Raw genomic sequence first — 25,803 nt, 5'->3', positions numbered from 1 at the left:
GCGGTGGCGGCCGGGCCGGGGTCGGTGGGGGAATCGGGCAGGATCGTGCACGGGCCGGACCTACTTCCGGTCAAGGCCCCGGCGTGCTGCTCACAACAGCCGTCGGGGCCGCCCACATGACGTAGGCGGCCCCGAACGCAAACGGTGGTGCGGCTACCAGCCGCGCGCCTTCCACTCCGGCAGCCCCGGACGCTGCTCGCCGATGGTCGAGTCGTCCCCGTGCCCGGGGTAGAACCAGGTGTCGTCGGGCAGCACGTCGAAGACCCGCTCCTCCAGGTCGGCGAGCAGCTGCACGTTGTCCTCCGCCGACCAGGTCTTGCCCGGCCCGCCGGGGAACAGGCTGTCCCCGGTGAACAGGTGCGGCCGGTCGTCGCCGCGGTAGAGCAGCGCGATCGAGCCGGGGGTGTGTCCGCGCAGGTGGATGACCTCCAGCTCGATCTCGCCGAAGGCGATCCGGTCGCCGTGCCCGACCAGCTCGTCCATCGGCGCGGGGAGCTCGGGGGCGTCCTCCGGGTGCGCGATCAGCCGGGGCTCGAACATGCCGGCGATCGCGCCGAGCGCCTGCCAGTGGTCGTGGTGCCGGTGCGTGGTCACCAGGTGCCGCAGGTCGGGGCGCTCGTCGGTGGCGCCGATCAGGTCGGCGATCCGGCTCGGCTCGGCCGCCGCGTCGACCAGCAGCGCCTCGCCCGAGGACTTGCAGACGAGCAGGTAGGCGTTGTTGTCCATCTCGCCGACCGAGATCTTGCTGATGCTGAGCCGGTCCAGGTCGCGGCGGATCGCGGCGCCGCCGGGATCGGTGTGACCGGTGTAGTTCTCCAGGACGTCCACGGCGCGAGGGTAGCGGCCTGCACCGTCCGCCGCGGTGGGGCGAACCCGCCGGTGCCTGCTGCGGCCCGCCCGACGCCGTCCGGGGGCCGTCCCCCGCCCGTCCGGTCGAACATGCGTACGAGTATCGTGCATGGTGTACCGACCGGCGCGTGGCGGCGTGCATCCACCGAGGGACGGCCGCTGCGAGGCCCGCTCGCCGCGTTCCTGTCGGGGGTGCGGCCTAGCATCGGATCCGGAACTGGGACGACCCTCGCCAGCCAGGAGGCGCGCATCGTGAGCGACCACAGCACCGACCGCCCGGACGTCGGCGGCACCCTGTCCCCGGGTGCGTCGCCGGTCCCCGGCGGTCCACGGCTGGTCGTCCGCGGCGCCCGCGAGCACAACCTGCAGGGCGTCGACATCGACCTGCCCCGGGACAGCATGATCGTGTTCACCGGGCTGTCCGGCTCCGGCAAGTCCAGCCTGGCGTTCGACACGATCTTCGCCGAGGGGCAGCGCCGGTACGTCGAGTCGCTCTCGGCCTACGCGCGGCAGTTCCTCGGCCAGATGGACAAGCCCGATGTCGACTTCATCGAGGGGCTCTCGCCCGCGGTGTCGATCGACCAGAAGTCGACCAACCGCAACCCGCGGTCGACCGTCGGCACGATCACCGAGATCCACGACTACCTGCGTCTGCTCTACGCCCGCGCCGGCATCCCGCACTGCCCGCAGTGCGGCGAGCGGATCGAGAAGCAGACCCCGCAGCAGATCGTCGACCAGGTGCTGGAGATGGAGCAGGGCAGCCGGTTCCAGGTGCTCGCGCCGGTCGTGCGGACCCGCAAGGGCGAGTTCGTCGACCTGTTCTCCACCCTGCAGTCGCAGGGCTACTCGCGGGTGCTGGTCGATGGCACGGTGCACCAGCTGTCCGACCCGCCGAAGCTGAAGAAGCAGGAGAAGCACGACATCTCGGTCGTCGTCGACCGGCTCTCGGTCAAGGCGACGGCCAAGCAGCGGCTCACCGACTCGGTCGAGACCGCGCTGCGCCTCGCCGACGGCCTGGTCGTGCTCGACTTCGTCGATCTCCCGGCCGACGACCCGGTCCGCGAGCGGCGCTTCTCCGAGCGGATGGCCTGCCCGAACGGGCACACCATCGCGGTCGACGACCTGGAGCCGCGCACCTTCTCCTTCAACTCGCCCTACGGCGCCTGCCCGGCCTGCACCGGTCTCGGCATCAAGAAGGAGGTCGATCCGGAGCTCGTCGTGCCGGATCCGGACCGCTCCCTGGCGGACGGGGCGATCGCACCCTGGTCGGCCGGGCACAACGCCGAGTACTTCGGCCGGCTGCTGTCCGGGCTGTCGACCGCGATCGGGTTCCGGATGGACACGCCGTGGCGCAAGCTGCCGGCCGCCGCGCAGAAGGCGGTGCTGCAGGGCAGTGAGGACCAGGTGCACGTGCGGTACCGGAACCGGTACGGCCGGGAGCGCTCGTACTACGCCAACTTCGAGGGCGTCATGCCGTTCCTGGAGCGCCGCCTGGAGCAGACCGAGTCGGAGTCGCAGCGCGAGCGCTACGAGGGCTACATGCGCGACATCCCGTGCCCGGCCTGCGGCGGCTCCCGGCTGCGGCCCGAGGTCCTGTCGGTCACGATGCCGCACCGCGACCTGGGGGAGCGGTCCATCGCCCAGGTCTCGAACATGTCGGTCGCCGAGTGCGCCGACTTCCTCAACGGCATGGTTCTCGACGACCGCCAGGCGATGATCGCCGGCGCGGTGCTCAAGGAGATCCAGGCCCGGCTCGGGTTCCTGCTCGACGTCGGTCTGGAGTACCTGTCTCTGGACCGCGCCGCCGGGACGCTCTCCGGCGGGGAGGCGCAGCGGATCCGGCTGGCCACCCAGATCGGGTCCGGCCTGGTCGGGGTGCTCTACGTGCTCGACGAGCCGTCGATCGGGCTGCACCAGCGGGACAACCGCCGGCTGATCGACACCCTGACCCGGCTGCGCGACCTCGGCAACACGCTGATCGTCGTCGAGCACGACGAGGACACCATCCGGGCCTGCGACTGGGCGGTCGACATTGGTCCCGGCGCCGGCGAGCACGGCGGGTACATCGTGCACTCCGGCCCGGTCGCCGATCTCGAGTCGCACGACACCTCGCTTACCGGCGCCTACCTGTCCGGCCGGCGGTCGATCCCGCTGCCGCAGCGGCGCGAGCTCGACCACTCCCGCAAGCTGTCGATCATCGGGGCGCGCGAGCACAACCTGCGCGGGATCGACGTCGACATCCCGCTCGGCGGGCTGGTGTCGATCACCGGGGTGTCCGGCTCCGGGAAGTCCACCCTGATCAACGACATCCTCGCGACGGTCCTGGCGAACCGGCTGAACGGCGCCCGTCAGGTCCCGGGTCGGCACACCCGGATCAACGGGATCGACGAGCTCGACAAGCTGGTGCGGGTCGACCAGTCGCCGATCGGGCGGACCCCGCGCTCCAATCCCGCCACCTACACCGGCGTGTGGGACAAGGTCCGCAAGCTGTTCGCCGCGACCACGGAGGCGAAGGTCCGCGGCTACGCCGAGGGCCGGTTCTCCTTCAACGTCAAGGGCGGCCGCTGCGAGGCGTGCACCGGCGACGGCACGATCAAGATCGAGATGAACTTCCTGCCGGACGTCTACGTCCCCTGCGAGGTCTGCAAGGGCGCCCGGTACAACCGGGAGACCCTGGAGGTCCACTACAAGGGCAAGACCGTCGCCGATGTGCTCGACATGCCGATCGAGGAGGCCGCCGAGTTCTTCGAGCCGATCACCTCGATCGCCCGCTACCTGCGGACCCTGGTCGACGTCGGCCTCGGCTACGTCCGGCTCGGGCAGCCCGCCCCGACCCTGTCCGGCGGCGAGGCGCAGCGCGTGAAGCTGGCCAGCGAGCTGCAGAAGCGCAGCAACGGCCGGACCGTCTACATCCTCGACGAGCCGACCACCGGCCTGCACTTCGAGGACATCCGCAAGCTCCTCGCGGTGATCCAGGGCCTGGTCGACAAGGGCAACACGGTGATTGTCATCGAGCACAACCTCGACGTCATCAAGACCTCGGACTGGATCATCGACATGGGCCCGGAGGGCGGGTCCGGCGGTGGCACGGTGGTCGCCCAGGGCACGCCCGAGCAGGTCGCGGCCCATCCGGACAGCCACACCGGCCGGTTCCTGCGCGATCTCGTGACCCCGGACGCCACGCCGGCCAAGCCGGCCCGCAGGCGCACCGCGGCCGCCGCGAAGGGCACCAAGGGCGCGGCGTCCTCCGCGCCGGCGGTGTCCCGGCGACGGGCGGCCTCCGCGGCGAGTTGAGCGGCCCGGCCGAGCCGGGCCCGCCGAGCGGGGCACCGGCGCACCCCGCGCCGCTCGTCAGGCGTGCTGGCGGGCGCGGGGCGGGACGCGGCGGCGCAGGTTCCCCAGCACGAACAACCCGTACCGGCGGACGAGCGCCGCATAGCAGCCGGCCACTCCGACCACCCGGTCTCGGCGGCGGATCACCGGCTCGGCCTCCCGGATCAGCTGCCGGGTGAAGGCCCGCTGCACCGCGAACTCCGCGCGGGTCGCGGCCGCGGACGCCGAGCCGGGATGGATCCGGAACGACGCGGCGGTGCCGGCGGAGCCGTGCAGGCCGCCGTGCCGCAGCAGCCGGACCCACAGGTCGAGATCCATCGTGAACAGCAGGCGGCCGTCCACCCCGCCGACGGCGTCGTAGTGCGCCCGCCGGAACGTCACCGCGGCGGACGGGCCGATCGGGTTGCCACCGTGCCGCACGACCGCCCGCAGCACCTCTGCCGCCGGACGGGTGCCGAGCAGCGACCGGGGGACGTGCCGGTTCGGGAACAGTGTCCGGCCGTCGGCGTCGATCATGTCGGTGCGCCCGACGACCAGTGCCAGCGACGGGTCCGCGGCCAGCGCGTCGATCTGCACCCGCAGCGCGCCGGGGGCGACCAGGTCGTCCGCGCAGAGGATCTTCACCAGGTCCGCCCGGGCCAGCTGCACGGTGCGGGCCCAGCTCTCGGCCATCGACACCGTCTCCTCGACCCGGACCAGCCGGATCCGCGGATCGTCGAGACCGCGCACGATCTCGGCCGACCCGTCGGTACTGCCGTTGTCCCGGACCACCACCTCGAGATCGGCGTCCTGGTCGAGCACGCTGCGCAGGGTCCGTTCCAGGTACCGGGCGCCCTGGTGGACGGGGACGCACACCGACAGCGCGGGTCGGCTGGCCACCGCGCACCTCCCTCCAGCAGCTCCGTCGACGGCCGTGACCGGCCACGACGGACCGTACGAGACGACCGCGGAAGAACCGGGCAGGCCCGGACGCGACACGGTCGGCGGTACCCTCCGTGCGGTCACCGTCTCCCCGTCGGTGGGCCCCGCCCGACCGGATCCGGACCGGGCTGCTACTCTCGGGAATGCGACCACCCGGGATCGCGTTGATTCGCGTGTTCCGGGCGTCAAGTGGAGCCCCGCTCCCACCCACGCCGTGATCGTAGCGGTGTCCGGGTCCATGGTCCGGCCTCACGGCACAGGTGTGTGCCATCGGCCGATCAACGGGTCTTCGCTTGTCGTCGCCGGCGCAACAGCAGGTAGTAGCGACACAGCGAGTTACTCAGGAGACCCCATCAGCACAGAGCCCCGCATCAACGACCGCATCCGCGTGCCCGAGGTCCGTCTCGTCGGCCCGAACGGTGAGCAGGTCGGGATCGTGCGCATCGAGGACGCCCTCCGGCTGGCGCAGGACGCCGACCTCGACCTGGTCGAGGTGGCCGGTCAGGCCCGCCCGCCGGTCTGCAAGCTCATGGACTACGGCAAGTTCAAGTACGAGAGCGCGCAGAAGGCCCGGGAGTCCCGGCGCAACCAGCAGCTCACCGTGATCAAGGAGCAGAAGCTCCGGCCGAAGATCGACAAGCACGACTACGAGACGAAGCGCGGCCACGTCCGCCGCTTCCTCGAGGGCGGCAACAAGGTCAAGGTCACGATCATGTTCCGTGGTCGCGAGCAGTCCCGGCCCGAGCTGGGCTACCGGCTGCTGCAGCGCCTGGCGGAGGACATCGGCGACATCGCCGTCGTCGAGGCCGCGCCGAAGCAGGACGGCCGCAACATGACGATGGTGCTGGCGCCGACCAAGAAGCCGGCGCCGCGCAAGACCGCGGCGACCGCCACCACCGACGCCCCGGCCGAGGCCGAGGCGTGAGGGTCTCCCCGCCCGGTGCGCGGGCGGGGAGGACACGCAGTACCCGCAACGACCCCCGGTCCGCCGGGGGCCGACACCGAACGGATACGTCATGCCCAAGAACAAGACGCACAAGGGGACCGCGAAGCGGATCCGCACCACCGGCTCCGGCAAGCTGCAGCGTCAGCAGGCCGGCCTGCGGCACCGCCTGGAGGTCAAGTCCCGCAAGGAGAAGCGTGACCTGTCGGGCGTGGTCGACGTCGCCAAGCCGGACGTGAAGCGCATCAAGAAGCTCCTCGGCCGCTGACTTTCCGCCCCCATTCTTCAATCCGGCGACCCGCGCCCCGCGCAGGACGTCGCCGCACCACCCCAGGAGATACCCATGGCACGCGTGAAGCGCGCGGTGAACGCCCAGAAGAAGCGCCGCACCACGCTGGAGTCGGCCGCCGGCTACCGCGGGCAGCGGTCGCGGCTGTACCGCAAGGCCAAGGAGCAGATGCTCCACTCCATGAACTACGCCTACCGGGACCGTCGCGCGCGCAAGGGCGACTTCCGGCAGCTGTGGATCACCCGGATCAACGCCGCGGCCCGCGCCAACGACATGACCTACAACCGCTTCGTGCAGGGCCTCAAGGCCGCCGGGGTCGAGGTCGACCGCAAGAACCTGGCCGAGATCGCCGTGAGCGACCCGGCTGCGTTCGCCGCGCTGGTCAAGATCGCCAAGGAGAACCTGCCGTCGGGCACCGAGCAGGGCTCCGCGGCCTGAGGTGACCGACAGCGGCTCCGGTGAGGGCCCGACGCCCGGTACCGAGCGCACCCCGCGCGTCGCAGCGGCCCGCAAGCTGCTGCGCCGCGCCGGGCGCGACCGGGCCGGGCGTTTCCTCGTCGAAGGGGCGCAGGCCGTCCGGGAGGCGCTGGCCGCCGGTCCGGTGCACGAGCTGTTCGTCACCGCCGGGGCCGCCGAGCGCCATCCGGAGCTGGTCGCGGCCGCCCGGGACGCCGGCGTCCGCGTCCTGCCGGTCACCGACCGGGCCGCCGCCGGACTGTCCGAGACGGTCACCCCGCAGGGCCTGGTCGCGGTCTGCGACCTGCTCGACGTCGGGGTCGCCGAGGCGCTCGCCGGCGCTCCCGGATTCGTCACGGTGTGCGCGGGCATCTCCGATCCCGGCAACGTCGGCACGGTGATCCGGGTCGCCGACGCGGCCGGCTGCGACGCCGTGCTGCTGGCCGGCGACACCGTCGACCCGCACAACGGCAAGGCCGTCCGGGCGTCCACCGGCAGCGTGTTCCACCTGCCGCTGGCCCGTGACCGGGACGCCGCCGGGGTGCTGGCCGCCTGCCGGGCCGCCGGGCTGAGCACGCTGGTGGCCGACGGCCGCGGCGAGCTGGACCTGCACGACCCGGCCACGACACCGCTGCTCGCCGGCCCGGTCGCCTGGGTGCTCGGCAACGAGGCGCACGGTGCCGGGCCCGAGCTGCTGGCCGCCGCCGACCACCGCGTCCGGGTGCCGATCCACGGCCGTGCCGAGTCGCTGAACCTCGCCACCGCCGCGGCGATCTGCCTGTACGCGACGGTCGGCGCCCGGGCCGGTGTCGCGCCTGCCCTGGACCGGCCGACCGGCGTCGCCGGGACCTGAGCCGGTCCGGGCCCGAGCCCCCGGCGACCCGTCGACCTGCGGGAAACCGGGTGGTGGCCGCCCTCTACGATCGGGACACCATGAGTGACGACGCCGTGAACGAGAGCCCGCTGGACCCGGACGTGCTGAAGGCCGCCGTCGAGGCCGCGCGCACCGCGTTCGACGCCGCCGCCGACCTGGAGGCGCTGGCCGCCGTCAAGCCGGCCCACCTCGGGGACCGGGCACCGATCCCGATGGCCCGCCGGTCGCTCGGGCAGCTGCCCGGCCCGGAGCGCGCCGACGCCGGGAAGCGGGTGAACGCCGCCCGCCAGGAGGCCCAGGCCGCGTTCGACGAGCGCCGCGCCGTGCTGCTCGACGAGCGCGACGCCCGGGTGCTTCGCGAGGAGACCGTCGACGTCACGCTGCCCACCGACCGCCGCCCGCGCGGCGCCCGGCACCCGATCACCCAGCTGTCCGAGCGGATCGCCGACATCTTCGTCGCGATGGGCTGGGAGATCGCCGAGGGGCCCGAGGTCGAGGCGTCCTGGCTGAACTTCGACGCGCTCAACTTCGGCAAGGACCACCCGGCCCGCACCATGCAGGACACCTTCTACCTGGGCGACGCCGAGCGCGGTCAGGGCTCCGGGATGGTGCTGCGCACACACACCTCGCCGGTGCAGGTCCGCTCGCTGCTGGACCGCGAGCTGCCGGTGTACGTCGCCTGCCCCGGCCGGACCTTCCGCACCGACGAGCTGGACGCCACGCACACCCCGGTGTTCCACCAGGTCGAGGGCCTGGCCGTGGACCGCGGGCTGACCATGGCGCACCTGCGGGGCACCCTGGACGCGTTCGCCCGGGCCATGTTCGGCCCGGAGGCGGGCACCCGGATGCGTCCCTCGTACTTCCCCTTCACCGAGCCGTCCGCCGAGGTGGACCTGTGGTTCCCCCAGAAGAAGAACGGGCCCGGCTGGGTCGAGTGGGGCGGCTGCGGGATGGTGAACCCGAACGTCCTGCGCGCGAGCGGCGTCGACCCGGAGGAGTACTCCGGCTTCGCCTTCGGCATGGGCATCGAGCGGACCCTGATGTTCCGCAACGGGATCCCGGACATGCGGGACATGGTCGAGGGCGACGTCCGCTTCTCGGCCGCGTTCGGCATCTGAAACCGATCCTTCCGACCGAGGAGTTCTGAGCAGTGCGAGTGTCCGCGTCCTGGCTCGCCCGGCACATCGACCCGGCGGCGCTGCCGGCGCGCCCCGAGGACATCGGCGAGGCGTTCGTCCGGGTCGGGCTGGAGGTCGAGGAGATCCACCCGGCGCCCGAGGTCACCGGCCCGCTGACCGTCGCGCGGGTCGCCGGGATCGAGGAGCTCACCGGGTTCAAGAAGCCGATCCGGTACTGCCGGGTCGACTTCGAGGACCAGGGTGACGGCACGCCGCGGCACCGGTATGTCATCTGCGGCGCGCAGAACTTCGCGGTCGGCGATCTCGTCGTCGTCACCGAGCCGGGCGCGGTGCTGCCCGGCGGATTCGCGATCTCCCGGCGGGAGACCTACGGCCGCACCTCCGACGGCATGATCGCCTCGGCGAAGGAGCTCGGCCTCGGCGCCGACCACACCGGCATCCTGGTGCTGCCGCCCGGCACCGCCGAGCCCGGCGCCGACGCGCTCGAGGTGCTCGGCCTGACCGAGCCGGTCGTCGAGCTGGCCGTCACCCCGGACCGCGGGTACTGCTTCGCCGTGCGCGGGCTCGCCCGCGAGCTCGCCACCTCGCTGGACCTCGACTACACCGACCCGGCCAGCCGGGTCGCCGTCGCCGACGCCGACGGCGACGCCTGGCCGGTCCGGATCACCGACACCGAGGGCTGCGCGCGGTTCGTCGTGCGCCGGGTGGACGGCGTCGACCCGGCCGCGCCCAGCCCCTGGTGGATGCAGCGGGCGCTGCTGTCCGCCGGGATGCGGCCGATCTCGCTGATCGTCGACGTCACCAACTTCGTGATGCTCGATCTCGGCCAGCCGCTGCACGGCTACGACGCGTCCCGGGTGTCCGGCCCGATCGAGGTCCGGCGGGCCGCGGCGGGGGAGAAGCTGGAGACCCTCGACGGGCAGACCCGCAGCCTCGATCCCGACGACCTGCTGATCACCGACGACTCCGGCCCGATCGGGCTGGCCGGGGTGATGGGCGGTGCGTCGACCGAGATCCCGGCGCCCGGTGATCTCCCGCCGGCCGCGGACGGCAGCGCGCCCCGGGTGGACGTGCTGATCGAGGCCGCGCACTTCTCGTCGCCGGTGATCGCCCGCGCCGCGCGGCGGCACAAGCTGCCCAGCGAGGCGTCCCGGCGGTTCGAACGGGTCGTCGATCCGGCGCTGCCGCCGGTCGCCGCCGAGCGGGCCGCGCAGCTGCTGGTCGAGCTGGGTGGCGGCACGATCGCCGGGGGCCGCACCGACGAGGGCCGGATCCCGCCGGTGCCGTCGGTCCGGATGCCGCTGTCGCTGCCCGACCGGGTCGCCGGCGTCGCCTACCCGAGGGGTGCGACGGTGCGGCGGCTGACCCAGGTCGGCTGCACCGTCGAGCTGGACACCGGCGACGACGGCCAGGGCGTCGTCGTGGCGACGCCGCCGACCTGGCGTCCGGACCTGCGGATGGCCGCCGACCTGGTCGAGGAGGTGCTGCGGCTGGAGGGCTACGACACGATCCCCTCGGTGCTGCCCACCGCACCGGCCGGACGCGGCCTCACCCCCGCCCAGCTGCGGCGCCGCGCGGTGTCCCGGGCGCTGGCCGAGGCCGGCCACGTCGAGGTGCTGCCGTTCCCGTTCGTCTCCGACACCGTCTGGAACGATCTCGGGCTGCCCGTGGACGACGACCGCCGGCGGACCGTCGCGGTGACCAACCCGCTCGACGCCGAGCGCTCCCGGCTGGCCACCACGCTGCTGCCGGGGCTGCTGGACATGCTGGTGCGCAACCGGTCCCGCGGCAGCGAGGATCTGGCGCTGTACGCGATCGCGCAGGTCGTGCAGCCGCAGGAGAACCCGCCCCCGATGCCGGACCCAGCCGTCACCGGGCGCCCCTCGGACGAGGAGTACGCGGCGATCCGGGCGGCGTTGCCCGCCCAGCCGGTGCACGTCGGCGTGGTGCTCGCCGGGAACCGGGAGCCGCGCGGCTGGTGGGGCCCGGGCCGGCCGGCGACCTGGGAGGACGCCGTCGAGGCGGCCCGGCTGACCGGCGCCGCCGCCGGGGTGGAGCTGCGCCCGCGCCGCGCCGAGCGGGCACCGTGGCATCCCGGGCGCTGCGCGGAGCTGGTCGTCGCGGGCACCGGGACCGTCGTCGGGTACGCCGGCGAGCTGCACCCGAAGGTCGTCGAGGCGTTCGGGCTGCCGGCCCGCACCGCGGCCGCCGAGATCGACCTGGACGCGATCGAGCTGCGGGAGGACCTGCCGGTGCCGCGGGTGTCGGCGTTCCCGCCGGTGGCGGTGGACGTCGCGCTCGTCGCCGACCGGGCGGTCCCGGCCGCGGATCTCGCCGAGGCGCTCACCGCCGGGGCGGGGGAGCTGCTGGAGTCGGTGCGGCTGTTCGACGTCTACACCGGCGACCAGGTCGGCGAGGGCAAGCGGTCGCTGGCGTTCTCGCTGCGGCTGCGCGCCGACGACCGGACGCTGACCGGCGAGGAGGCCAACGCGGCCCGGGACGCCGCGGTCGCCGAGGCCGGCGCCCGGCACGGGGCCGTGCTGCGCTGAACCCCGCGCCCGGGCGGGGGAGATGAGGCTGACCTTGCCCGGGCCCCGGCCCGGTCGATGTGCTGCGGGCATGATCAGTGCGCTTGCCTCTGCCCCGGTGACCGCGGCGACCCGCCGGGAGTTCCTCGCCGTGCTCGCCGGTGCCGGGCTGCTGTCCGCCTGCGGCACCGGCCAGGGCGGCCCGGGCGCCGACCGGATCGTCGAGACGGCGGAGGGGCCGGTCACCGTGCCCCGGATCTCGTCCTGGTCGAGCGGTCTGCCGCCGAGCACCTGCGGGAGCTGTCGGCGATCGCGCCGACGGTCGTCGTCGAGCGGGCGTCGAACGCGGCCTGGAAGGCGGCCTTCGACGCGACCGTCGACGTGGCCGACCGGGCGGCCGGGGCCGAGCAGGTCCGGGAGCGGTACCGGTCGGCGCTGGCCGCGGTGCCGGACGCCGCCCGCGGACGGTCGGTGACGTTCCTGCGCGGGCAGGGCGACGGTGCGTTCCGGATCGACGGCTCCGGTGCCTTCGGCGGGAGCGTGGCCGCGGAGGCCGGACTGACCGTGCGCGACGGCGCCGGCCGCGGCGAGCCGTCCGAGCACGGCCACATCAGCTTCGGCGTCGAGGAGCTGCCGGTCGCCGACGGTGACCTGCTGGTCGTACCGGACCGGGCCGGCGGCCCCAGCAGCGTCGGGAACCTGATGGCGAACCCGCTCTGGGAGCGGCTGCCCGCGGTGCGGGCGAACCGGGTGCTCCCGCTGCCCAACGCCGTCTACAACGGCGGCACCTACCTCGGGGCCGAGCTGCTGCTGCGCGAGCTGAGCGCGGCGCTGGGCTGATCACCGGTCGCGGTCCGCGACGGCGGTCCGCAACCGGTCGATCGACTCCTCCCGGGACAGCAGCGGGCAGGTCGCGCAGTACACCTCGCCGTGCACCCGGGACTTGTAGTAGAGGCAGCACACGGCACGCCTGCGGAACAGCTCGACGGTGCCCTCGTGTTCGATCTCCAGCCAGTCCGGCCGCAGCCGCAGCGGCCGGATCCCGGTGTCGCCGAGGGTCGTCTCGATCTCGGCGCGGGCCGCCGGGAGCTGCCCGCTCGCCCGCCCGGACATCAGGAAGCCGTTCCCCAGCCGGTCGGCGACCACCTGCCACAGCGCCCGCCGCCCGCGCCGGGACAGCACCACCGCGGTCTCGACGACCGGGCCGAACGCGTGGTGGGTCCACTCCACCAGCCGGTCGCGGAGCCGGTCGCGGTCCGGCACCGTCTCGGTGCCGGCCGCGCCGGCCAGCGGATCATCGGGCAGCACCAGCACGACGGTGCCCGGATCCAGGACCAGCTGCGGCGCCGTCCGGGCGCCGCCGGTTCCGGTCACGAACCACATCCGGGCCGGATCGGGCACCGGGACCCGGCCGGACCGGAACAGCAGCTCCGCGGGGACGCCGGCGGCCGGGCCGGCCAGCCGGGCCAGCAGGGTCTGCGCGGCGAGCGCGGCGCCGCCGTCGAGCTCGGCGTCCATCGCGGCGATCGCCTCGCCGAGCAGGTCGGCGCCGGCCAGGTCGGCCAGGCTGGGCCCGGGCCGCTCACCGGGGCTCCCCACCCGGACCGGCCAGTACGGCGCGGTCCCGGGGGTGTCCGCGAGGACCGTCGTCAGGACGGAGGACGTGCTGGTCACGACGATGATCGTAGGCCCGGCCGCGGGTGACGCGGGTCGCACCGAGCGTCACAGTCAACTCTGACTGTTTTCTGCTAGCGTCCTGGCCGGGGCGCCGGAGGGCGCCGGATCCACCACCCGAAGGAGCGTGGGACGTGCGAGATGCAGTCATCGTCGAAGCGGTGCGGAGCCCGGTGGGCCGGCGCAAGGGCGGGCTGGCCGGGGTGCACCCGACCGATCTCTCCGCCCACGTCCTGCGCAGCCTGGTCGAGCGGGCCGGGATCGACCCGGCGCAGATCGACGACGTCGTCTGGGGCTGCGTGTCCCAGGCCGGCGAGCAGACCTTCGACATCGGCCGCAGCGCCGCGCTGGCGGCCGGGTTCCCCGAGTCGGTCACCGGGGTGACCGTCGACCGGCAGTGCGGGTCCAGCCAGCAGGCGGTGCACTTCGCCGCGGCCGGGCTGATCGCGGGCCAGTACGACGTCGCCGTCGCCGGTGGCGTCGAGTCGATGTCCCGGGTCCCGATGGGCGCGGCCATGATGGAGCAGAACCCGTTCGGCGAGGCGTTCATGGAGCGCTACGGCGCCTTCCCGAACCAGGGCGTCGGCGCCGAGATGATCGCCGAGAAGTGGGGCTTCTCCCGCACCCGGCTCGACGAGTTCGCGCTGCTCTCGCACGCCCGCGCCGCGGAGGCGCAGGACGCGGGCCGGTTCGAGGGCCAGATCGCCCCGCTCGCCGGGGTGACCGCCGACGAGGGCATCCGCCGGGGCGGCACGCTGGAGAGCCTGGGCCAGCTCAAGACCGTGTTCAAGGACGCCGACCAGGGCGGCGTCATCCACGCCGGCAACTCCTCGCAGATCTCCGACGGTTCCGCCGCCCTGCTGATGACGACCGGCGAGAAGGCGAAGGAGCTGGGCCTCACCCCGATCGCCCGGGTGCACACCGCCGTGCTCGCCGGCGCCGATCCGGTGATCATGCTGACCGCGCCGATCCCGGCCACCGAGAAGGCGCTGAAGCGCTCCGGGCTGTCGTTGTCCGACATCGGCGCCTTCGAGGTCAACGAGGCGTTCGCGCCGGTCCCGCTGGCCTGGCTCGCCGACATCGCCGCCGACGACGCGGGCGTCGCCGGGCGCACCAACCCGCTCGGCGGCGCGATCGCGCTCGGCCACCCGCTCGGCGGGTCCGGTGCCCGGATCATGACGACCCTGGTGCACCACATGCGGGACAACGGCATCCGCTATGGACTGCAGACCATGTGCGAGGGCGGCGGGCAGGCCAACGCCACCATCCTCGAGCTGCTGTAGTAACGCTCCCGAGAGCAACACCGGAAGGACACACATGGAGATCAACGGAGCGGTGGCCGTCGTCACCGGCGGCGCGTCCGGGCTCGGCCTGGCCACCACGGAGCGGTTCGTGGAGGCCGGCGCCAAGGTCGTGATCATCGACCTCCCGTCGTCGCAGGGCGAGGCGGTCGCGGACAAGCTGGGCGACGCCGTCCGGTTCGTCGCCGCGGACGTCACCGGCGAGGAGCAGGTCGGCGCCGCGCTGGACGTGGCGGAGGAGCTCGGCACCCTGCGGATCGCCGTCAACTGCGCCGGGATCGGCGACGCGGCGAAGACCTTCGGCAAGAAGGGCGCGTTCCCGCTCGCGGCGTTCACGAAGGTCGTCAACGTCAACCTGATCGGCACCTTCAACGTGATCCGGCTGGCCGTCGAGCGGATCGCGAAGGCCGAGCCGGTCGACGGCGACCGCGGCGTCGTGATCAACACCGCCTCGGTGGCGGCGTTCGAGGGGCAGATCGGGCAGGCCGCGTACTCGGCGTCCAAGGGCGGCATCGTCGGCATGACCCTGCCGATCGCCCGGGACCTCGCCGATCTCGGCATCCGGGTGTGCACGATCGCGCCGGGCCTGTTCGAGACCCCGCTGCTCGCCGGGCTGCCCGAGGACGTCAAGACCTCGCTGGGCAGGCAGGTGCCGCACCCGTCCCGGCTGGGACAGCCCGCCGAGTACGCCAAGCTGGCCGCGCACATCGTCGAGAACCCGATGCTGAACGGTGAGACGATCCGCCTCGACGGCGCGATCCGGATGCAGCCCCGCTAGGAGGCGCGATGAGGCGCACGCTCTACGAGTCCGATCACGAGGACTTCCGGGAGGCGTTCCGGTCGTTCGTCGAGAAGGAGATCGTCCCGCACGAGGCGCGGTGGGAGCGCGAGGGCATCGTCTCGCGCGAGCTGTTCACCACGGCTGGGGCGAACGGCTTCCTGGGCATCGACGTGCCCGAGACCTACGGCGGGGGCGGCGTGCCGGACTTCCGGTTCAACGCCGTCATCGCCGAGGAGCTCATGCGCTCGGGTGCCGCGGCGGCCGGGCTGGGCCTGACCCTGCACAACGACATCGTGCTGCCCTACCTGCTCGCCTACTGCACCGAGGAGCAGAAGCAGCGCTGGCTGCCGGGCGTGGTGAGCGGGGAGCAGATCCTCGGCATCGCGATGACCGAGCCGGGCATCGGCTCGGACCTGGCGTCGATGTCGACGACCGCGATCCGGGACGGCGACCACTACATCGTCAACGGGGCCAAGACGTTCATCACGAACGGGATCAACGCCGATCTGATGGTCGTCGCGGTGAAAACCGACCCGTCGCAGAAGCACAAGGGCATGAGCCTGCTCGTGCTGGAGCGAGGCATGGCCGGCTTCGAGCGCGGCCGGAACCTGGACAAGCTGGGCCAGCACGCGCAGGACACGGCCGAACTGTCGTTCACCGACGTGCGGGTGCCGGTGGCGAACCTGCTCGGGCCCCAGGAGGGCCAGGGGTTCACCCAGCTGGTCAGCAACCTGCCCCAGGAGCGGCTGTCGATCGCGATCGCGGCGGTCGCCGCGGCCCGCACGGCGCTGACCCAGACGCTCGGCTACGTCAAGGAGCGCACGGCGTTCGGCTCGCCGATCGGGTCGTTCCAGAACTCGAAGTTCGTGCTCGCCGAGCTGGACACCGAGATCGACATCGCCGAGCACTACGTCGACGACTGCGTGCGCGCGCTGAACGCGGGCGAGCTGACCGCGGTCGACGCGTCCAAGGCGAAGTACTGGTGCACCGAGCTGCAGGGCAAGGTCGTCGACCGGTGCCTGCAGCTGCACGGCGGCTACGGCTACATGACCGAGTACCCGATCGCGAAGGCCTACGCCGACGCGCGGATCACCCGGATCTACGGCGGCACCACCGAGATCATGAAGGAGGTCATCGGCCGGGGTCTGGGACTCTAGGCTGCACCATGACCTCCGAACGGAGCACCACCACCAGGACCCGGGCGCAGCGGTCGCAGGACAGCCGCGCCCGGATCCTGGACGCCGCGGTGGCCTGCCTGATCGAGGGTGGTTACTCGGGCTCGACGACGCTGGTCATCCAGTCCGAGGCGGCGGTGTCCCGGGGGAGGCTGCTGCACCACTTCCCGTCCCGGGACCGGCTGCTGGTCGCCGCGGCGCAGCACCTCGCGGTGAAGCGGGTCGCCGACACCGAGGAACGCGTCCGCCGGGTGGTCGAGCAGAGCCCGCCGGCGGACGTGTTCGAGCGTGCCGACCGGGTGATCGAGCTGCTCTGGGAGAGCTTCTCGGAGCCGCACTTCTGGGCGTCGATCGAGCTGTGGACGGCGGCCCGGGTGAACTCCGAGATCGCCGATGTGCTGCGCCCGGAGGAGAAGCGGCTCGGAGCGGCGATCCGGGCGTCGATGGCCCGGATGTTCGGCGACGAGCTGGCGTCCCGGCCGCGCTTCAAGCAGCTGCGCGACCTGCTGCTCACCTCGATGCGCGGGACGTCGATGACCTACACCTTCGACCGGCGGGATCCGCGCGAGGACGCGATGCTCGACCAGTGGAAGGACCTGGCCCGGCTGCTCCTGGCGGCGTGACCGCCGGCCGGGCTCAGGCCCCGCCGGTGCCGAAGTGCAGGCCGAACGGTGGCGTCGCGGTGCCGGTCCGGCCGGCCGGCTCGGGATGCCGGACCCGCACCTGGTCCCGGCCGCCGCGCTTGGCGTCGTAGAGGGCGGCGTCGGCGGCGGCGAGCAGCGCGTCGAGCTTGCCGCCGTGCTCGCTCGAGGTCGCGACGCCGATCGACACCGACAGCCCGCCGACCCGGCCCGCGGTGGCGGTGTCGACCTCCAGGGCCCGGACGCTGCGCCGGATCCGCTCGGCGACCTCGCGGGCCCGGCCGAACACCACGTCGTCGGGCCGCAGGCCGCCGAGCGCGACCACGAACTCCTCGCCGCCGAACCGGCCCGCCAGGTCGTTGTCGCGGACCTCGGCGGTGAGCACCGCGGCGACCGCCTGCAGCACGTCGTCACCGGCGAGATGGCCGTGCCGGTCGTTGACCGCCTTGAAGTGGTCGAGATCGAGCAGCAGCACCGCGGTCTCGCGGTCGGTGCGCGCGCAGCGCTCGATCATCTGCTCGGCGCGCCAGCGCCAGGCGGCCGGATTGAGCAGCCCGGTCTTGGTGTCGGTGTCGACCTGGTTCTCCAGCTGGCGGACCAGGGTGGTCTGCTGCAGGACGAGCAGCGGGAGCACGGCGAGCAGCACCAGCCACGGCGAGGTGTTGGCGATGATCACCGCGACCAGCCCGCCGAGCGACAGCGTCGCGAACTCGAGCAGGAACTCCGCGCCGAGCAGCACGGACAGCAACCGGGTGCCCGGCCGGGTCAGCCGGACCGCGCAGGCGAGCAGCAGCGTGGTGACCGCGGCGTAGGCGAGCAGCGATGCGAGGACGACGGTCGCGTCGCCCGGCCCGTCGCCGGGCGACGGCAGGACCCCGGCGGCGAACCGCACCGCGGCGACCGCGAGCACGGCCAGCACCACGGTCGCGGCCTGGAACAGGTGCCGGTGCGCCGGTGTGCCCGCGGCGCGGGCGACCCGCAGGTAGAGATGGGTGTGGACGGCGACGACCACGGCGGTGGCGAGCAGCGGCGGCAGGAGCAGCGCGCCGGAGAACGTCCAGACCGAGGTCATGTTGGCGTGGTGGATGTGCGCGACCCGGCGCCGGATCCGTTCGGAGTGCAGCGACAGCTCGGTGTGCGCGACCGGGACCAGGGTCAGCAGCACGGCCAGCAGCAGCTGATCGCCGGTCGGCAGGGACGCCCGCAGCGCGGAGGTGGCGAGCAGGCCGGCGGCGAGCACGTCGACCGCGAGCACGAACACCAGTGCGGTCGCCGGCAGCGCGCCGAGCTGCCAGGAGCGGAACGGGAAGCGGCGGCGGGCCGCGTGCCGCGGTGCCGCCTGGTGAGAACTCACGTGGTCCACTCACCCGCCCGTCCGTCCGTGGCCGATCGGGGGAGAGGCTACCGCCGGGTACCGGGCCGCTCCGCGATGATCGTTCCGGTGGTCGGTTCGCACGGTGAACGGTGCCGTCCGGGCGACGGGCGCCTTATGTGTTCGTCAAGTTGTGACCCTGGGTGGCCGGATCCGACCGTCGACGCAGCCGACTGGACCGAACGGAGCACTCCCTAAGGGGGTGGTCGTCACCCCGGGCTGACCCCGCGCGGGGTGCCGTCACGGGATCGGCGGATCCGGCCACCGGCATCAGCGGTTGCGCCACTGCGGGCTGCGGCGCTCGCCGAACGCGGTGACCCCCTCCCGGAAGTCCGCGCTGCCGTACACCCGGGCCAGCAGGTCCTCGGCCGGGTCGAGTCCGGCCGCGCCGCCGACCCGCCGGTCCAGCTCCTTGAGCGCCGCGAGGGTCAGCGGGGCGCCCGCGGCGATCCGGCCGACGACGTCGGCGACCTTCTCCTCCAGCTCGTCGGTGGTGACGACGGCGTGCACGAACCCGGCAGCGGCCGCGTCCGCAGCGGAGAGCAGGGTGGCGGTCAGCAGCATCGCCGTGGTCCGGCCGGCGCCGAGCCGGTCGCGCAGCCGGTGCACCGTGGCCGGGGTGATCACATTGCCGAGGGTGCGGGCGATCGGGACGCCGAACCGGGCGTCCTCGGTGGCGACCAGGACGTCGCAGCTCGCGGCGATGGCCAGGCCGCCGCCGATCGCCGGGCCCTCGACGACGCCGACGACCGGCACCCGGACGGCGAGCAGCGCGTCGATCACCGCACCGATCCGGCGCTCGTAGGCGATGCCGTCGTCGCCGTCGCGGAAGTCGGCGAACTGCCCGATGTCGGTGCCCGCGGCGAACGACCCGCCCGCGCCGCGGACCACCACGACCCGCAGATCGGGATCGTCGTTCGCGGCGGTGCTCAGCCGCTGCAGCTCGTCGTACATCCGCCAGGTCAGGGCGTTGCGGCGGCCGGGATGGGACAGCTCCACCCACAGCACGGAGCCGTCCCGGCGGTGGGTCACCCGGTCCTCGCTCATGATCCGAACACCTCATCGGTGTGCTCCCCGAGCATCGGGGGATGCCGGTGCACGGTGGCCGGTGTCGTCGTCAGCCGGATCGGCGAGGCGATCACCGGCACCGTGCCGTCCAGCGGGTGCTCGAAGGAGGTGACCATGCCGCGGGCCCGGACGTGCGGGTCGGAGTCCAGGATCTGCCGGTAGTCCTGGATCGGGCCGGCCGGCACGCCCGCGTCCAGCAGGGTCTCGACCCAGGTGTCGGTGTCGGCGTCGGCGAGCCGCTCCTCGAGCACCGCGACCAGCTCCGGGATGTGGTCGAGCCGGTCCATGTTGGAGGCGAAGCGGGGATCGTCGGCGAGCCCGTCCATCCCGAGTGCGCTGCACATCCGCCGCCACAGCCGCTCGTTGTTGGCGCCGACCGTGATGTGCCCGTCCCGGGTGGCGAGCGCCTGGTAGGGCGCCGACATCCGGTGCGCCGACCCGAGCGGCTCCGGCACCTTCCCGGTGCTCCAGTACTCGACGGACTCCCACACCGACAGCGCGAGCACCGACTCGAACAGCGAGGCTTCCAGGTACTGGCCCTCGCCGGTGCGCCGGCGCCAGTTCCAGGCGGAGAGGATACCGATCGCGGTGAACAGGCCGGCGCCCAGATCGCCGAGCGGGAGACCGCACTTGACCGGCCGTCCGCCGGGCTCGCCGGTGATGCTCATGACGCCGCCCATCGCCTGGGCGATCAGGTCGTAGCCGGGCCGGGTCGAGTAGGGACCGTCCTGCCCGAAACCGGAGATGCTGGCGTAGATCAGCTGCGGGTTCAGCGCGGACAGCGTCGGATAGTCCACGCCGAGCCGGGCGGTGACGCCCGGCCGGAAGTTCTCCACGACGACGTCGGCGTCCCGGACGAGCCGGTGCAGCCGGGCCAGCCCCTCCGGGCTCTTGAGATCGACGGTCACGCTGCGCTTGTTCCGGTTGAGCGCCATGAACCCGCGGCTGTCCCGGCCGGCCTCCGGCCGTCCCCACGACTGCCGGGTCTGGTCGCCGGAGTCCGGGTTCTCCACCTTGATGACGTCCGCGCCGAGATCGGCGAGCACCATCGTGCAGTAGGGCCCGGCCATCACCTGGGTGAGGTCGAGGATCGTCATGTCGGCGAGCGCCCGCGCCTGCGGCGCGCCCTCGGCTGCTGCCCGTGCGGTCACGGTACCTCCTGGGTTGTCGTCTGCGGATGGGTGTCCGGGGTGCTCACCCGTCGAAACCGATCATCTGGCGGACCGCGGTGCCGCCGGCCAGGTTGTCCATCGCCCGGTTCAGGTCGCCGAGCCCGATCGTGTCCGAGACCAGCCGTTCCACCGGCAGCCGGCCGCTGCGCCACAGCTCGACGAACCGGGGGATGTCGCGGGCAGGGACGGCGGACCCCAGGTAGGAGCCGACGATGCTGCGCGCCTGGGCGGTCAGGCCGAGCGGGGCGATGGTGGCGATGGCGTCCGGCGCGGGCAGCCCGACCGTCACGGTGCTGCCGCCGGGCCCGGTGAGGCGGACCGCGGTCTCGAAGGCCGGTGCCGAACCGGCGGCCTCGACGACGACGGGTGCGGTCAGGCCGCGCTCCAGCGCCTCCTCGGGGGACAGCGCGTCCGCCCCCAGCGAGCGGGCGAGCTCCCGCTTGCCGGGGACCGGATCGACCCCGATCACCCGGCCGTGCTCCAGCGCCAGTGCAGTCAGGACGGCGGCCAGGCCGCCCCCGCCGAGCCCGACCACCACGACGTCGTCGCCGGGGCCGGGCCGGGCCGCGTTGACCACGGCGCCGCCGCCGGTCAGCACCGCGCAGCCGAACAGCGCGGCGACCTGCGGGGGGACGTCGTCGTCGACCGGGACGACCGAGCGGCGGTCCACCACCGCGTGCGTGGCGAAGGCGGAGACGCCCATGTGGTGGTGCACCGGCTCCCCGCCGCGGCGCAGCCGCCGTCCGCCGCCGAGCAGGGTGCCGTCGGTGTTCGAGGCGCTGCCCGGTGAGCACGGCAACCGGCCACCGGTCCGGCAGCCCGCGCAGTCGCCGCAGCGCGGGAGGAAGGTCATCACCACCCGGGTGCCCGGCTCCAGGTCGCCGGGTCCGGGCCCGACGGCCTCGATCCGTCCCGCGGCCTCGTGACCGAGCAGCATCGGGACCGGCCGGGCCCGGCTGCCGTTGACGACGGAGAGATCGGAGTGGCACAGCCCGGCGGCCTCCATCCTGACCAGGAGCTCCCCGGGGCCGGGCGGGGCGAGCTCCAGCTCGGCGATCGACACCGGCCGGCTGCGGTCGTACGGGGCGGTGTCGCCGATCCGTTCGAGCACCGCACCGCGGATGGTCGTGGCGGACGGGTCAGGCATGCAGGTCCTCGCTCTCCGGGGTGCGATTCGCCGCCGCGGCCCGGCGGCGGGAGATCTCCTTGAGCAGCGGCGGTCCGACGAACGCGAGGATCGCCGCGACCGCGAAGACGGCCGAGATCGGCCGCTCGAACACGACCAGCAGGTTCCCGCCGCTCATCGACGACGTCTGGTCCAGCGCGCGTTCCAGCAGCGGCCCGAGGACCAGGCCGAGCACCAGCGGCGCGACCGGGAACCCGAACCGCTTCATCAGGTAGCCGAGCATCCCGGCGACGAGCACCACCCACAGCGTGAAGGTGTTGTTGCCGACCGCGAAGGCACCGACGAACCCGAGGAACAGGATCAGCGGATAGAGGTAGCTGTAGGGCAGCCGCAGCACCTGCGCGAACACCGGGGCGAGCGGCAGGTTGAGCACCAGCAGCAGCAGGTTGCCGAAGAAGAACGACACCAGCAGGCCCCACACCAGCGCCGGATGCTGCTCGAACAGCAGCGGTCCCGGCTGCAGCCCGAAGATGACGAACGCGCCGAGCAGGATCGCGGTCGTCCCGGAGCCCGGGATGCCCAGGGACAGGGTGGGGATGAAGCTCGCGTTGGCGGCGGCGTTGTTCGACGCCTCCGGGCCGGCGACGCCCTCGACCGTGCCGCTGCCCAGCTTGCGGCGGTTCGGCCCGACCCGGCCCTCCAGGCCGTAGGCCATGAAGCTGGCCAGGGTCGCGCCCGCCCCGGGCAGCACGCCGAGACCGAAGCCGGTCGCGGTGCCGCGCAGCGTCGGGGCGACCGAGCGGCGCAGCTCCGAGCGGGTGAGCAGCAGGTCGCGGAAGCGGGCCCGGATGGGCGCCTCACCGCCGCGGTGGATCTGGTGCAGCACCTCGCCGATCGCGAACAGGCCGATCATGACGGCGACGAACTCGAAGCCGCTCAGCAGGTTGACACTGCCGAAGGTGAACCGGGCGACCGGGAACCCGGCGGCGATGCCGACCATCGAGATCAGCAGCCCGACGGCGGCCATGATGATGCCGCGCAGCACCTTGTCCCCGGCGAAGGTCACGATCGTCGCGAGCCCGAGCACGATGATCGCGAGGTTCTCCGGCGGCCCGAAGTTGAGGGCGAACGCCGCGATCGGCTGGGCGAGCAGGAGCAGCCCGACCAGGGTGATGATCGAGGCGACGAACGAGGAGATCGCGGAGATGGCCAGCGCCGCACCGGCCCGGCCGTTGCGGGCCATCTGGTAGCCGTCGAGGGTGAGCACCACCGACGACGAGTCGCCCGGCGTGGCCAGCAGGATCGAGCTGGTGGACGCGCCGTACTGGGAGCCGTAGTAGATCCCGGCGAGCATGGTGAGCGCGGTGATCGGCTCCATCGCCAGGGTCACCGGCAGCAGGATCGCGACCCCGGTCGCCGAGCCGAGACCGGGCAGCAGCCCGATCACGGTGCCGAGGAAGACGCCGACGAAGCACCAGAGCAGGTTGGTGGGGGAGAGCGCGGTCTCCAGCCCGAGCTGCAGGTTCTCGATCACGGCGGCCTCAGACCAGCCCGAGCAGGCCGGTCGGTGTGGGCACGCCGAGCGCCACGACGAAGATCAGGTAGGCGGCCGCGACGACGCCGACGGTGGTCAGCGCGGCGGGCAGGACCGGCTTGCGCTCCACGCCGAGCGTGATGGCGAGGACCATCGCGCCGAGCGCGAGCAGCAGGCCGATCACCGGTACCAGCAGCAGCGCGCCGAGCAGGATCGCGAACACCGTGACGATCGCCCGGCCGCGCTGGCGCGCGGTTCGGCCGAAGGTGTCCCGCTGCTCCTCGTGCGCGGCGGCGGTGGCCCGGGCGGCCCGCTGCTCGATCCGGTCGACGCCCTCGAGCAGCGACCCGGTGCCTGCGGGTGGCGCCGCGAGGTACATCCGGGCGATCTCGGCGAGCGCCGTGACGAGGATGAAGGCGCCGGTCACCGTCGGCAGGAAGCCGGCTCCGACGTGCCCGTCGTCGTCGACCATGCCGTAGCCGTGACCGAGCACGGTGGCGGCGGCACCGATAGCGGCCAGCAGCGCCGTCCCGACGACGTCGGAGCGGGTCGGCCGGGTGCGGCGCGGCTGTACCGCCTGCTCAGCCATTGTCCAGGACCGACGCGACGTCGGCGTGGTACTCGTCGAGGTAGGCGCCGAACTCGTCGCCGTAGGACGCCGAGGCCTGGAGCAGGTTGTCGGCGACGTAGGTCGAGTAGGCGTCGGATTCGGCGAACTGCCGGCCGGCGTCGATCCAGTAGTCGCGCGCCTCGGCGGGGACGTCGCCCGGCGCGACGATGCCGCGCCACTGCGCGAACTCCACCGGGATGCCCTGCTCGGCGCCGGTCGGGATGTCGGCGAGCGCCTCGTACTCGTAGCGCTGCGGGGCGAGCACGCACAGCGCCCTCGCGTCGCCCGACTCCAGCTGGCCGAGGATCTCGCCGGGGTTCATCCCGGCGGCGTCGATGTGCCCGCCGAGCAGCGCGGCGGTCACCTCGCCGCCGGACTCGAAGTTGACCCGGTCGAAGCTCGCGCCGGTCTCCATCTCGACCATCCGCCAGGTGATGAACTCCGGGCCGGAGGTGCCGGCGACGCCGATCGAGGTCTCGTCGGCGGCCTCGACGACGTCGGTGCAGGTCTGGTGCGGCGAGTCGGCGCGCACGGTGATGACGTTGTAGTCCTCGCCGACCTTCATGATCGGCGTGAAGTCCTGGTAGCTGAACGGGACGTCCTGCACGATCGGCAGGGTCACCAGCGAGGTCTCGGCGGCGAGCAGTGTGGTGGCGTCGCCCCGGCTGCCGACCAGCTGGGCGTAGCCGACGGCGCCCGACCCGCCGACCAGGTTGTCGACGGTGATGGTGGCGCCGGTGATGGGTTCGAGGCCGCCGGCGATCGCCCGGCCGGCCAGGTCGGACCCGCCGCCCGCGGCGAACGGGACGAGCATCGTCACCGAGTCGCCGGGGGAGTAGACGCCGTTCTCGTCGGTCCCGCCACCGCCGCCCGCGCAGGCGGTGAGGAGCAGGGCGGACGCGCCGACGGCCGCGGTGAGCAGCGCGGATCGGCGGGTGGATCTCCACGGTCGGTTCATGAACTCTCTCCTCGTTGAGACGGTTCCTCGTCGACGTGCAGGGGGCCCGGCCGGCGGGACGGCCGCGCGGTCAACTCCGGTGCGGGTCCGGTCCGGTGCTGTCGGTTCGCGGGCGAGGGGACGGGCGGAACGGCCCTGCGGCGGCCGCTGTGGCCTGCCGGAGCCGGCCCGCCGGAGGGGCCGGAACGTGCCGGCGCGGTGACCGGAGCTGAACTATTGTCTACAGTATTCCGTAGTGTGGGGCAAGTCTCGCGCGGCGCCTGAAGCGACTATTGTCTACAGTCTTCAGCGAGGCGGCAACGGTTGTGGCGCGGGATCCGCGCCGCGGAGGAGGCAGTCGTGCAGGATCAGGACGTCGCCGGGGCGGCGCCGGGCCGGGGCGCCGGGACCGGGCGGGTCGAGCAGCGGAGCCTGGTCGCGCTCGCCCGCGACGCGATCCGCCGCGAGATCCTGGCCGGTGAGCTGGCGCCCGGCTCCCGGCTGATCGAGGAGCGGCTGACCGAGCGGCTCGGGATCAGCCGCCCGCCGCTGCGCGAGGCGCTGCGCCTGCTGGAGGGCGACGGTCTGATCGAGATCCGGCCCCGGCGCGGCGCGGTCGTCGCCACGATGGACGAGCGCGACGTGCACGAGGTCATGACGCTGCGATCCGGCCTGGAGCGGATGGCGATCGAGCAGGGGGTGCCGGTCCGCAACCCGCGGGTGCTCGAACCCGTGCACGCGGCGCTGGCGGGGATGGAGCACGACGCGCGCACCGAGGACCGGGCCTCGCTGGTGCAGCACGCCTACGCGCTGCACGCCTCCATCGTCGACATCGCCGAGCACCGGCGGCTGAGCGCGATCTACCGGTCCGTCCAGGAGCAGATCCTGCTCTGCATGTCCCGCAACCTGATCGCCCGGGAGCGCTACTTCGAGACGCTGGTCGAGCACGCCGCCCGGCACCGGTACCTGGTGGAGCTGATCGAGGCCGGTGACCCGGCGGCGGTGCTCGCCGAGCTGGCCGTGCACGGCGAGCGGTCGTTCACCGCATACCCGGACGGGCCGCCGCCGGCCTGACCGGCA

The 25,803-nt window shown here is 73.3% G+C and carries 23 protein-coding genes; 13 read left to right on the top strand and 10 right to left on the bottom strand.

Translation table 11 applies throughout. The annotated features are described in order from the left end of the window. Nucleotides 1-153 precede the first annotated feature (153 nt). On the bottom strand, nucleotides 154-828 hold the full coding sequence (locus tag ABZ881_RS11075) for an MBL fold metallo-hydrolase (protein ID WP_358483727.1): 675 nt from the start codon (nucleotides 826-828) through the stop codon (nucleotides 154-156). A 315-nt stretch (nucleotides 829-1,143) separates the two neighbouring features. Between ABZ881_RS11075 and uvrA the strand changes: the two genes are divergently transcribed. Further along, nucleotides 1,144-4,143, top strand: a complete 3,000-nt coding sequence (gene uvrA, locus ABZ881_RS11070; protein ID WP_358483968.1) for an excinuclease ABC subunit UvrA — start codon at nucleotides 1,144-1,146, stop codon at nucleotides 4,141-4,143. A 57-nt stretch (nucleotides 4,144-4,200) separates the two neighbouring features. Here uvrA and ABZ881_RS11065 read toward each other — a convergent pair whose 3' ends face one another. Further along, nucleotides 4,201-5,061: a glycosyltransferase gene (locus ABZ881_RS11065; protein ID WP_358483725.1), complete on the bottom strand. Its 861-nt coding sequence runs from the start codon at nucleotides 5,059-5,061 to the stop codon at nucleotides 4,201-4,203. A gap of 394 nt (nucleotides 5,062-5,455) precedes the next feature. Here ABZ881_RS11065 and infC point away from each other — a divergent pair, with 394 nt between their 5' ends. From infC to ABZ881_RS11030, 7 genes are all read left to right on the top strand, one after another. Next, nucleotides 5,456-6,028 (top strand): translation initiation factor IF-3, encoded by a 573-nt coding sequence (gene infC / locus ABZ881_RS11060; protein WP_344026365.1) that lies wholly within the window; start codon nucleotides 5,456-5,458, stop codon nucleotides 6,026-6,028. Nucleotides 6,029-6,119: 91 nt separating this feature from the next. Beyond that, a complete protein-coding gene (gene rpmI, locus ABZ881_RS11055; RefSeq protein ID WP_344026198.1) occupies nucleotides 6,120-6,314 on the top strand; it encodes a 50S ribosomal protein L35 in 195 nt (64 codons plus the stop codon). A 75-nt stretch (nucleotides 6,315-6,389) separates the two neighbouring features. Then, the gene (rplT, locus tag ABZ881_RS11050) at nucleotides 6,390-6,773 is read left to right on the top strand and encodes a 50S ribosomal protein L20 (RefSeq protein WP_085912172.1); all 384 of its coding nucleotides are present in this window, start codon (nucleotides 6,390-6,392) and stop codon (nucleotides 6,771-6,773) included. Nucleotide 6,774: 1 nt separating this feature from the next. Next, entirely contained in the window at nucleotides 6,775-7,644 is an 870-nt protein-coding gene (locus ABZ881_RS11045; RefSeq protein ID WP_358483723.1) for an RNA methyltransferase, read from the top strand. An 80-nt stretch (nucleotides 7,645-7,724) separates the two neighbouring features. Beyond that, the gene (gene pheS, locus ABZ881_RS11040; protein WP_358483722.1) at nucleotides 7,725-8,783 is read left to right on the top strand and encodes a phenylalanine--tRNA ligase subunit alpha; all 1,059 of its coding nucleotides are present in this window, start codon (nucleotides 7,725-7,727) and stop codon (nucleotides 8,781-8,783) included. Between the two features lie 32 nt (nucleotides 8,784-8,815). Then, entirely contained in the window at nucleotides 8,816-11,353 is a 2,538-nt protein-coding gene (gene pheT / locus ABZ881_RS11035; RefSeq protein ID WP_358483719.1) for a phenylalanine--tRNA ligase subunit beta, read from the top strand. 57 nt (nucleotides 11,354-11,410) lie between these two features. After that, nucleotides 11,411-12,172, top strand: a complete 762-nt coding sequence (locus ABZ881_RS11030) for an ABC transporter substrate-binding protein (RefSeq protein WP_358483718.1) — start codon at nucleotides 11,411-11,413, stop codon at nucleotides 12,170-12,172. Here ABZ881_RS11030 and ABZ881_RS11025 read toward each other — a convergent pair whose 3' ends face one another. Then, nucleotides 12,173-13,006 (bottom strand): (2Fe-2S)-binding protein, encoded by an 834-nt coding sequence (locus tag ABZ881_RS11025; protein ID WP_358483716.1) that lies wholly within the window; start codon nucleotides 13,004-13,006, stop codon nucleotides 12,173-12,175. It lies immediately after the preceding gene. A gap of 134 nt (nucleotides 13,007-13,140) precedes the next feature. Between ABZ881_RS11025 and ABZ881_RS11020 the strand changes: the two genes are divergently transcribed. From ABZ881_RS11020 to ABZ881_RS11005, 4 genes are read left to right on the top strand one after another with little or no spacing between them, the layout of a single operon-like run. Then, nucleotides 13,141-14,289, top strand: a complete 1,149-nt coding sequence (locus ABZ881_RS11020; RefSeq protein WP_358483713.1) for an acetyl-CoA C-acyltransferase — start codon at nucleotides 13,141-13,143, stop codon at nucleotides 14,287-14,289. 34 nt (nucleotides 14,290-14,323) lie between these two features. Further along, nucleotides 14,324-15,085: a 3-hydroxyacyl-CoA dehydrogenase gene (locus tag ABZ881_RS11015; protein ID WP_358483711.1), complete on the top strand. Its 762-nt coding sequence runs from the start codon at nucleotides 14,324-14,326 to the stop codon at nucleotides 15,083-15,085. Nucleotides 15,086-15,093: 8 nt separating this feature from the next. Then, complete coding sequence (locus ABZ881_RS11010; RefSeq protein ID WP_358483710.1) at nucleotides 15,094-16,245, top strand: acyl-CoA dehydrogenase family protein; 1,152 nt, start codon at nucleotides 15,094-15,096, stop codon at nucleotides 16,243-16,245. Nucleotides 16,246-16,253: 8 nt separating this feature from the next. Then, a complete protein-coding gene (locus ABZ881_RS11005) occupies nucleotides 16,254-16,886 on the top strand; it encodes a helix-turn-helix domain-containing protein (RefSeq protein ID WP_344026181.1) in 633 nt (210 codons plus the stop codon). A 13-nt stretch (nucleotides 16,887-16,899) separates the two neighbouring features. Here ABZ881_RS11005 and ABZ881_RS11000 read toward each other — a convergent pair whose 3' ends face one another. The 7 genes from ABZ881_RS11000 to ABZ881_RS10970 all read right to left on the bottom strand — a co-directional run bounded on the left by ABZ881_RS11000 (nucleotide 16,900) and on the right by ABZ881_RS10970 (nucleotide 24,744). Next, nucleotides 16,900-18,258 (bottom strand): GGDEF domain-containing protein, encoded by a 1,359-nt coding sequence (locus ABZ881_RS11000; RefSeq protein WP_358483709.1) that lies wholly within the window; start codon nucleotides 18,256-18,258, stop codon nucleotides 16,900-16,902. Nucleotides 18,259-18,546: 288 nt separating this feature from the next. Next, a complete protein-coding gene (locus tag ABZ881_RS10995) occupies nucleotides 18,547-19,323 on the bottom strand; it encodes an enoyl-CoA hydratase (protein WP_358483708.1) in 777 nt (258 codons plus the stop codon). Continuing rightward, nucleotides 19,320-20,495 (bottom strand): CoA transferase, encoded by a 1,176-nt coding sequence (locus ABZ881_RS10990; protein WP_358483706.1) that lies wholly within the window; start codon nucleotides 20,493-20,495, stop codon nucleotides 19,320-19,322. The genes ABZ881_RS10995 and ABZ881_RS10990 overlap by 4 nt, the downstream gene beginning before the upstream one ends. Nucleotides 20,496-20,538: 43 nt before the next feature. Next, nucleotides 20,539-21,663 carry an alcohol dehydrogenase catalytic domain-containing protein gene (locus ABZ881_RS10985; RefSeq protein WP_358483704.1) on the bottom strand — a complete coding sequence of 375 codons (1,125 nt, stop codon included), beginning with the start codon at nucleotides 21,661-21,663 and terminating at the stop codon, nucleotides 20,539-20,541. Beyond that, a complete protein-coding gene (locus ABZ881_RS10980; protein WP_358483703.1) occupies nucleotides 21,656-23,176 on the bottom strand; it encodes a tripartite tricarboxylate transporter permease in 1,521 nt (506 codons plus the stop codon). The genes ABZ881_RS10985 and ABZ881_RS10980 overlap by 8 nt, the downstream gene beginning before the upstream one ends. 7 nt (nucleotides 23,177-23,183) lie before the next feature. Beyond that, nucleotides 23,184-23,765, bottom strand: coding sequence for a tripartite tricarboxylate transporter TctB family protein (locus tag ABZ881_RS10975; RefSeq protein WP_358483701.1), 582 nt, complete (start codon nucleotides 23,763-23,765; stop codon nucleotides 23,184-23,186). Next, on the bottom strand, nucleotides 23,758-24,744 hold the full coding sequence (locus ABZ881_RS10970) for a tripartite tricarboxylate transporter substrate binding protein (RefSeq protein WP_358483699.1): 987 nt from the start codon (nucleotides 24,742-24,744) through the stop codon (nucleotides 23,758-23,760). The genes ABZ881_RS10975 and ABZ881_RS10970 overlap by 8 nt, the downstream gene beginning before the upstream one ends. Before the next feature lie 339 nt (nucleotides 24,745-25,083). Here ABZ881_RS10970 and ABZ881_RS10965 point away from each other — a divergent pair, with 339 nt between their 5' ends. Further along, nucleotides 25,084-25,797 carry a GntR family transcriptional regulator gene (locus ABZ881_RS10965; protein ID WP_358483698.1) on the top strand — a complete coding sequence of 238 codons (714 nt, stop codon included), beginning with the start codon at nucleotides 25,084-25,086 and terminating at the stop codon, nucleotides 25,795-25,797. The last annotated feature ends 6 nt before the right edge of the window (nucleotides 25,798-25,803 follow it).

Source organism: Pseudonocardia sp. NPDC046786, assembly GCF_040645415.1.
Lineage (GTDB): Bacteria > Actinomycetota > Actinomycetes > Mycobacteriales > Pseudonocardiaceae > Pseudonocardia > Pseudonocardia kongjuensis.
The sequence above is the reverse complement of the archived record's forward strand: the minus strand, read 5'-3'. Positions and strand labels throughout refer to the sequence as shown.

Bases quoted from the DNA above. Each gene is read 5' to 3' on its own strand.
- rpmI (WP_344026198.1), top strand. From the start codon at position 6,120: ATGCCCAAGAACAAGACGCACAAGGGGACCGCGAAGCGGATCCGCACC.
- rplT (WP_085912172.1), top strand. From the start codon at position 6,390: ATGGCACGCGTGAAGCGCGCGGTGAACGCCCAGAAGAAGCGCCGCACC.
- pheS (WP_358483722.1), top strand. From the start codon at position 7,725: ATGAGTGACGACGCCGTGAACGAGAGCCCGCTGGACCCGGACGTGCTG.
- ABZ881_RS11030 (WP_358483718.1), top strand. From the start codon at position 11,411: ATGTGCTGCGGGCATGATCAGTGCGCTTGCCTCTGCCCCGGTGACCGC.
- ABZ881_RS11015 (WP_358483711.1), top strand. From the start codon at position 14,324: ATGGAGATCAACGGAGCGGTGGCCGTCGTCACCGGCGGCGCGTCCGGG.
- ABZ881_RS11010 (WP_358483710.1), top strand. From the start codon at position 15,094: ATGAGGCGCACGCTCTACGAGTCCGATCACGAGGACTTCCGGGAGGCG.
- ABZ881_RS11005 (WP_344026181.1), top strand. From the start codon at position 16,254: ATGACCTCCGAACGGAGCACCACCACCAGGACCCGGGCGCAGCGGTCG.
- ABZ881_RS10995 (WP_358483708.1), bottom strand. From the start codon at position 19,323: ATGAGCGAGGACCGGGTGACCCACCGCCGGGACGGCTCCGTGCTGTGG.
- ABZ881_RS10985 (WP_358483704.1), bottom strand. From the start codon at position 21,663: ATGCCTGACCCGTCCGCCACGACCATCCGCGGTGCGGTGCTCGAACGG.
- ABZ881_RS10975 (WP_358483701.1), bottom strand. From the start codon at position 23,765: ATGGCTGAGCAGGCGGTACAGCCGCGCCGCACCCGGCCGACCCGCTCC.
- ABZ881_RS10970 (WP_358483699.1), bottom strand. From the start codon at position 24,744: ATGAACCGACCGTGGAGATCCACCCGCCGATCCGCGCTGCTCACCGCG.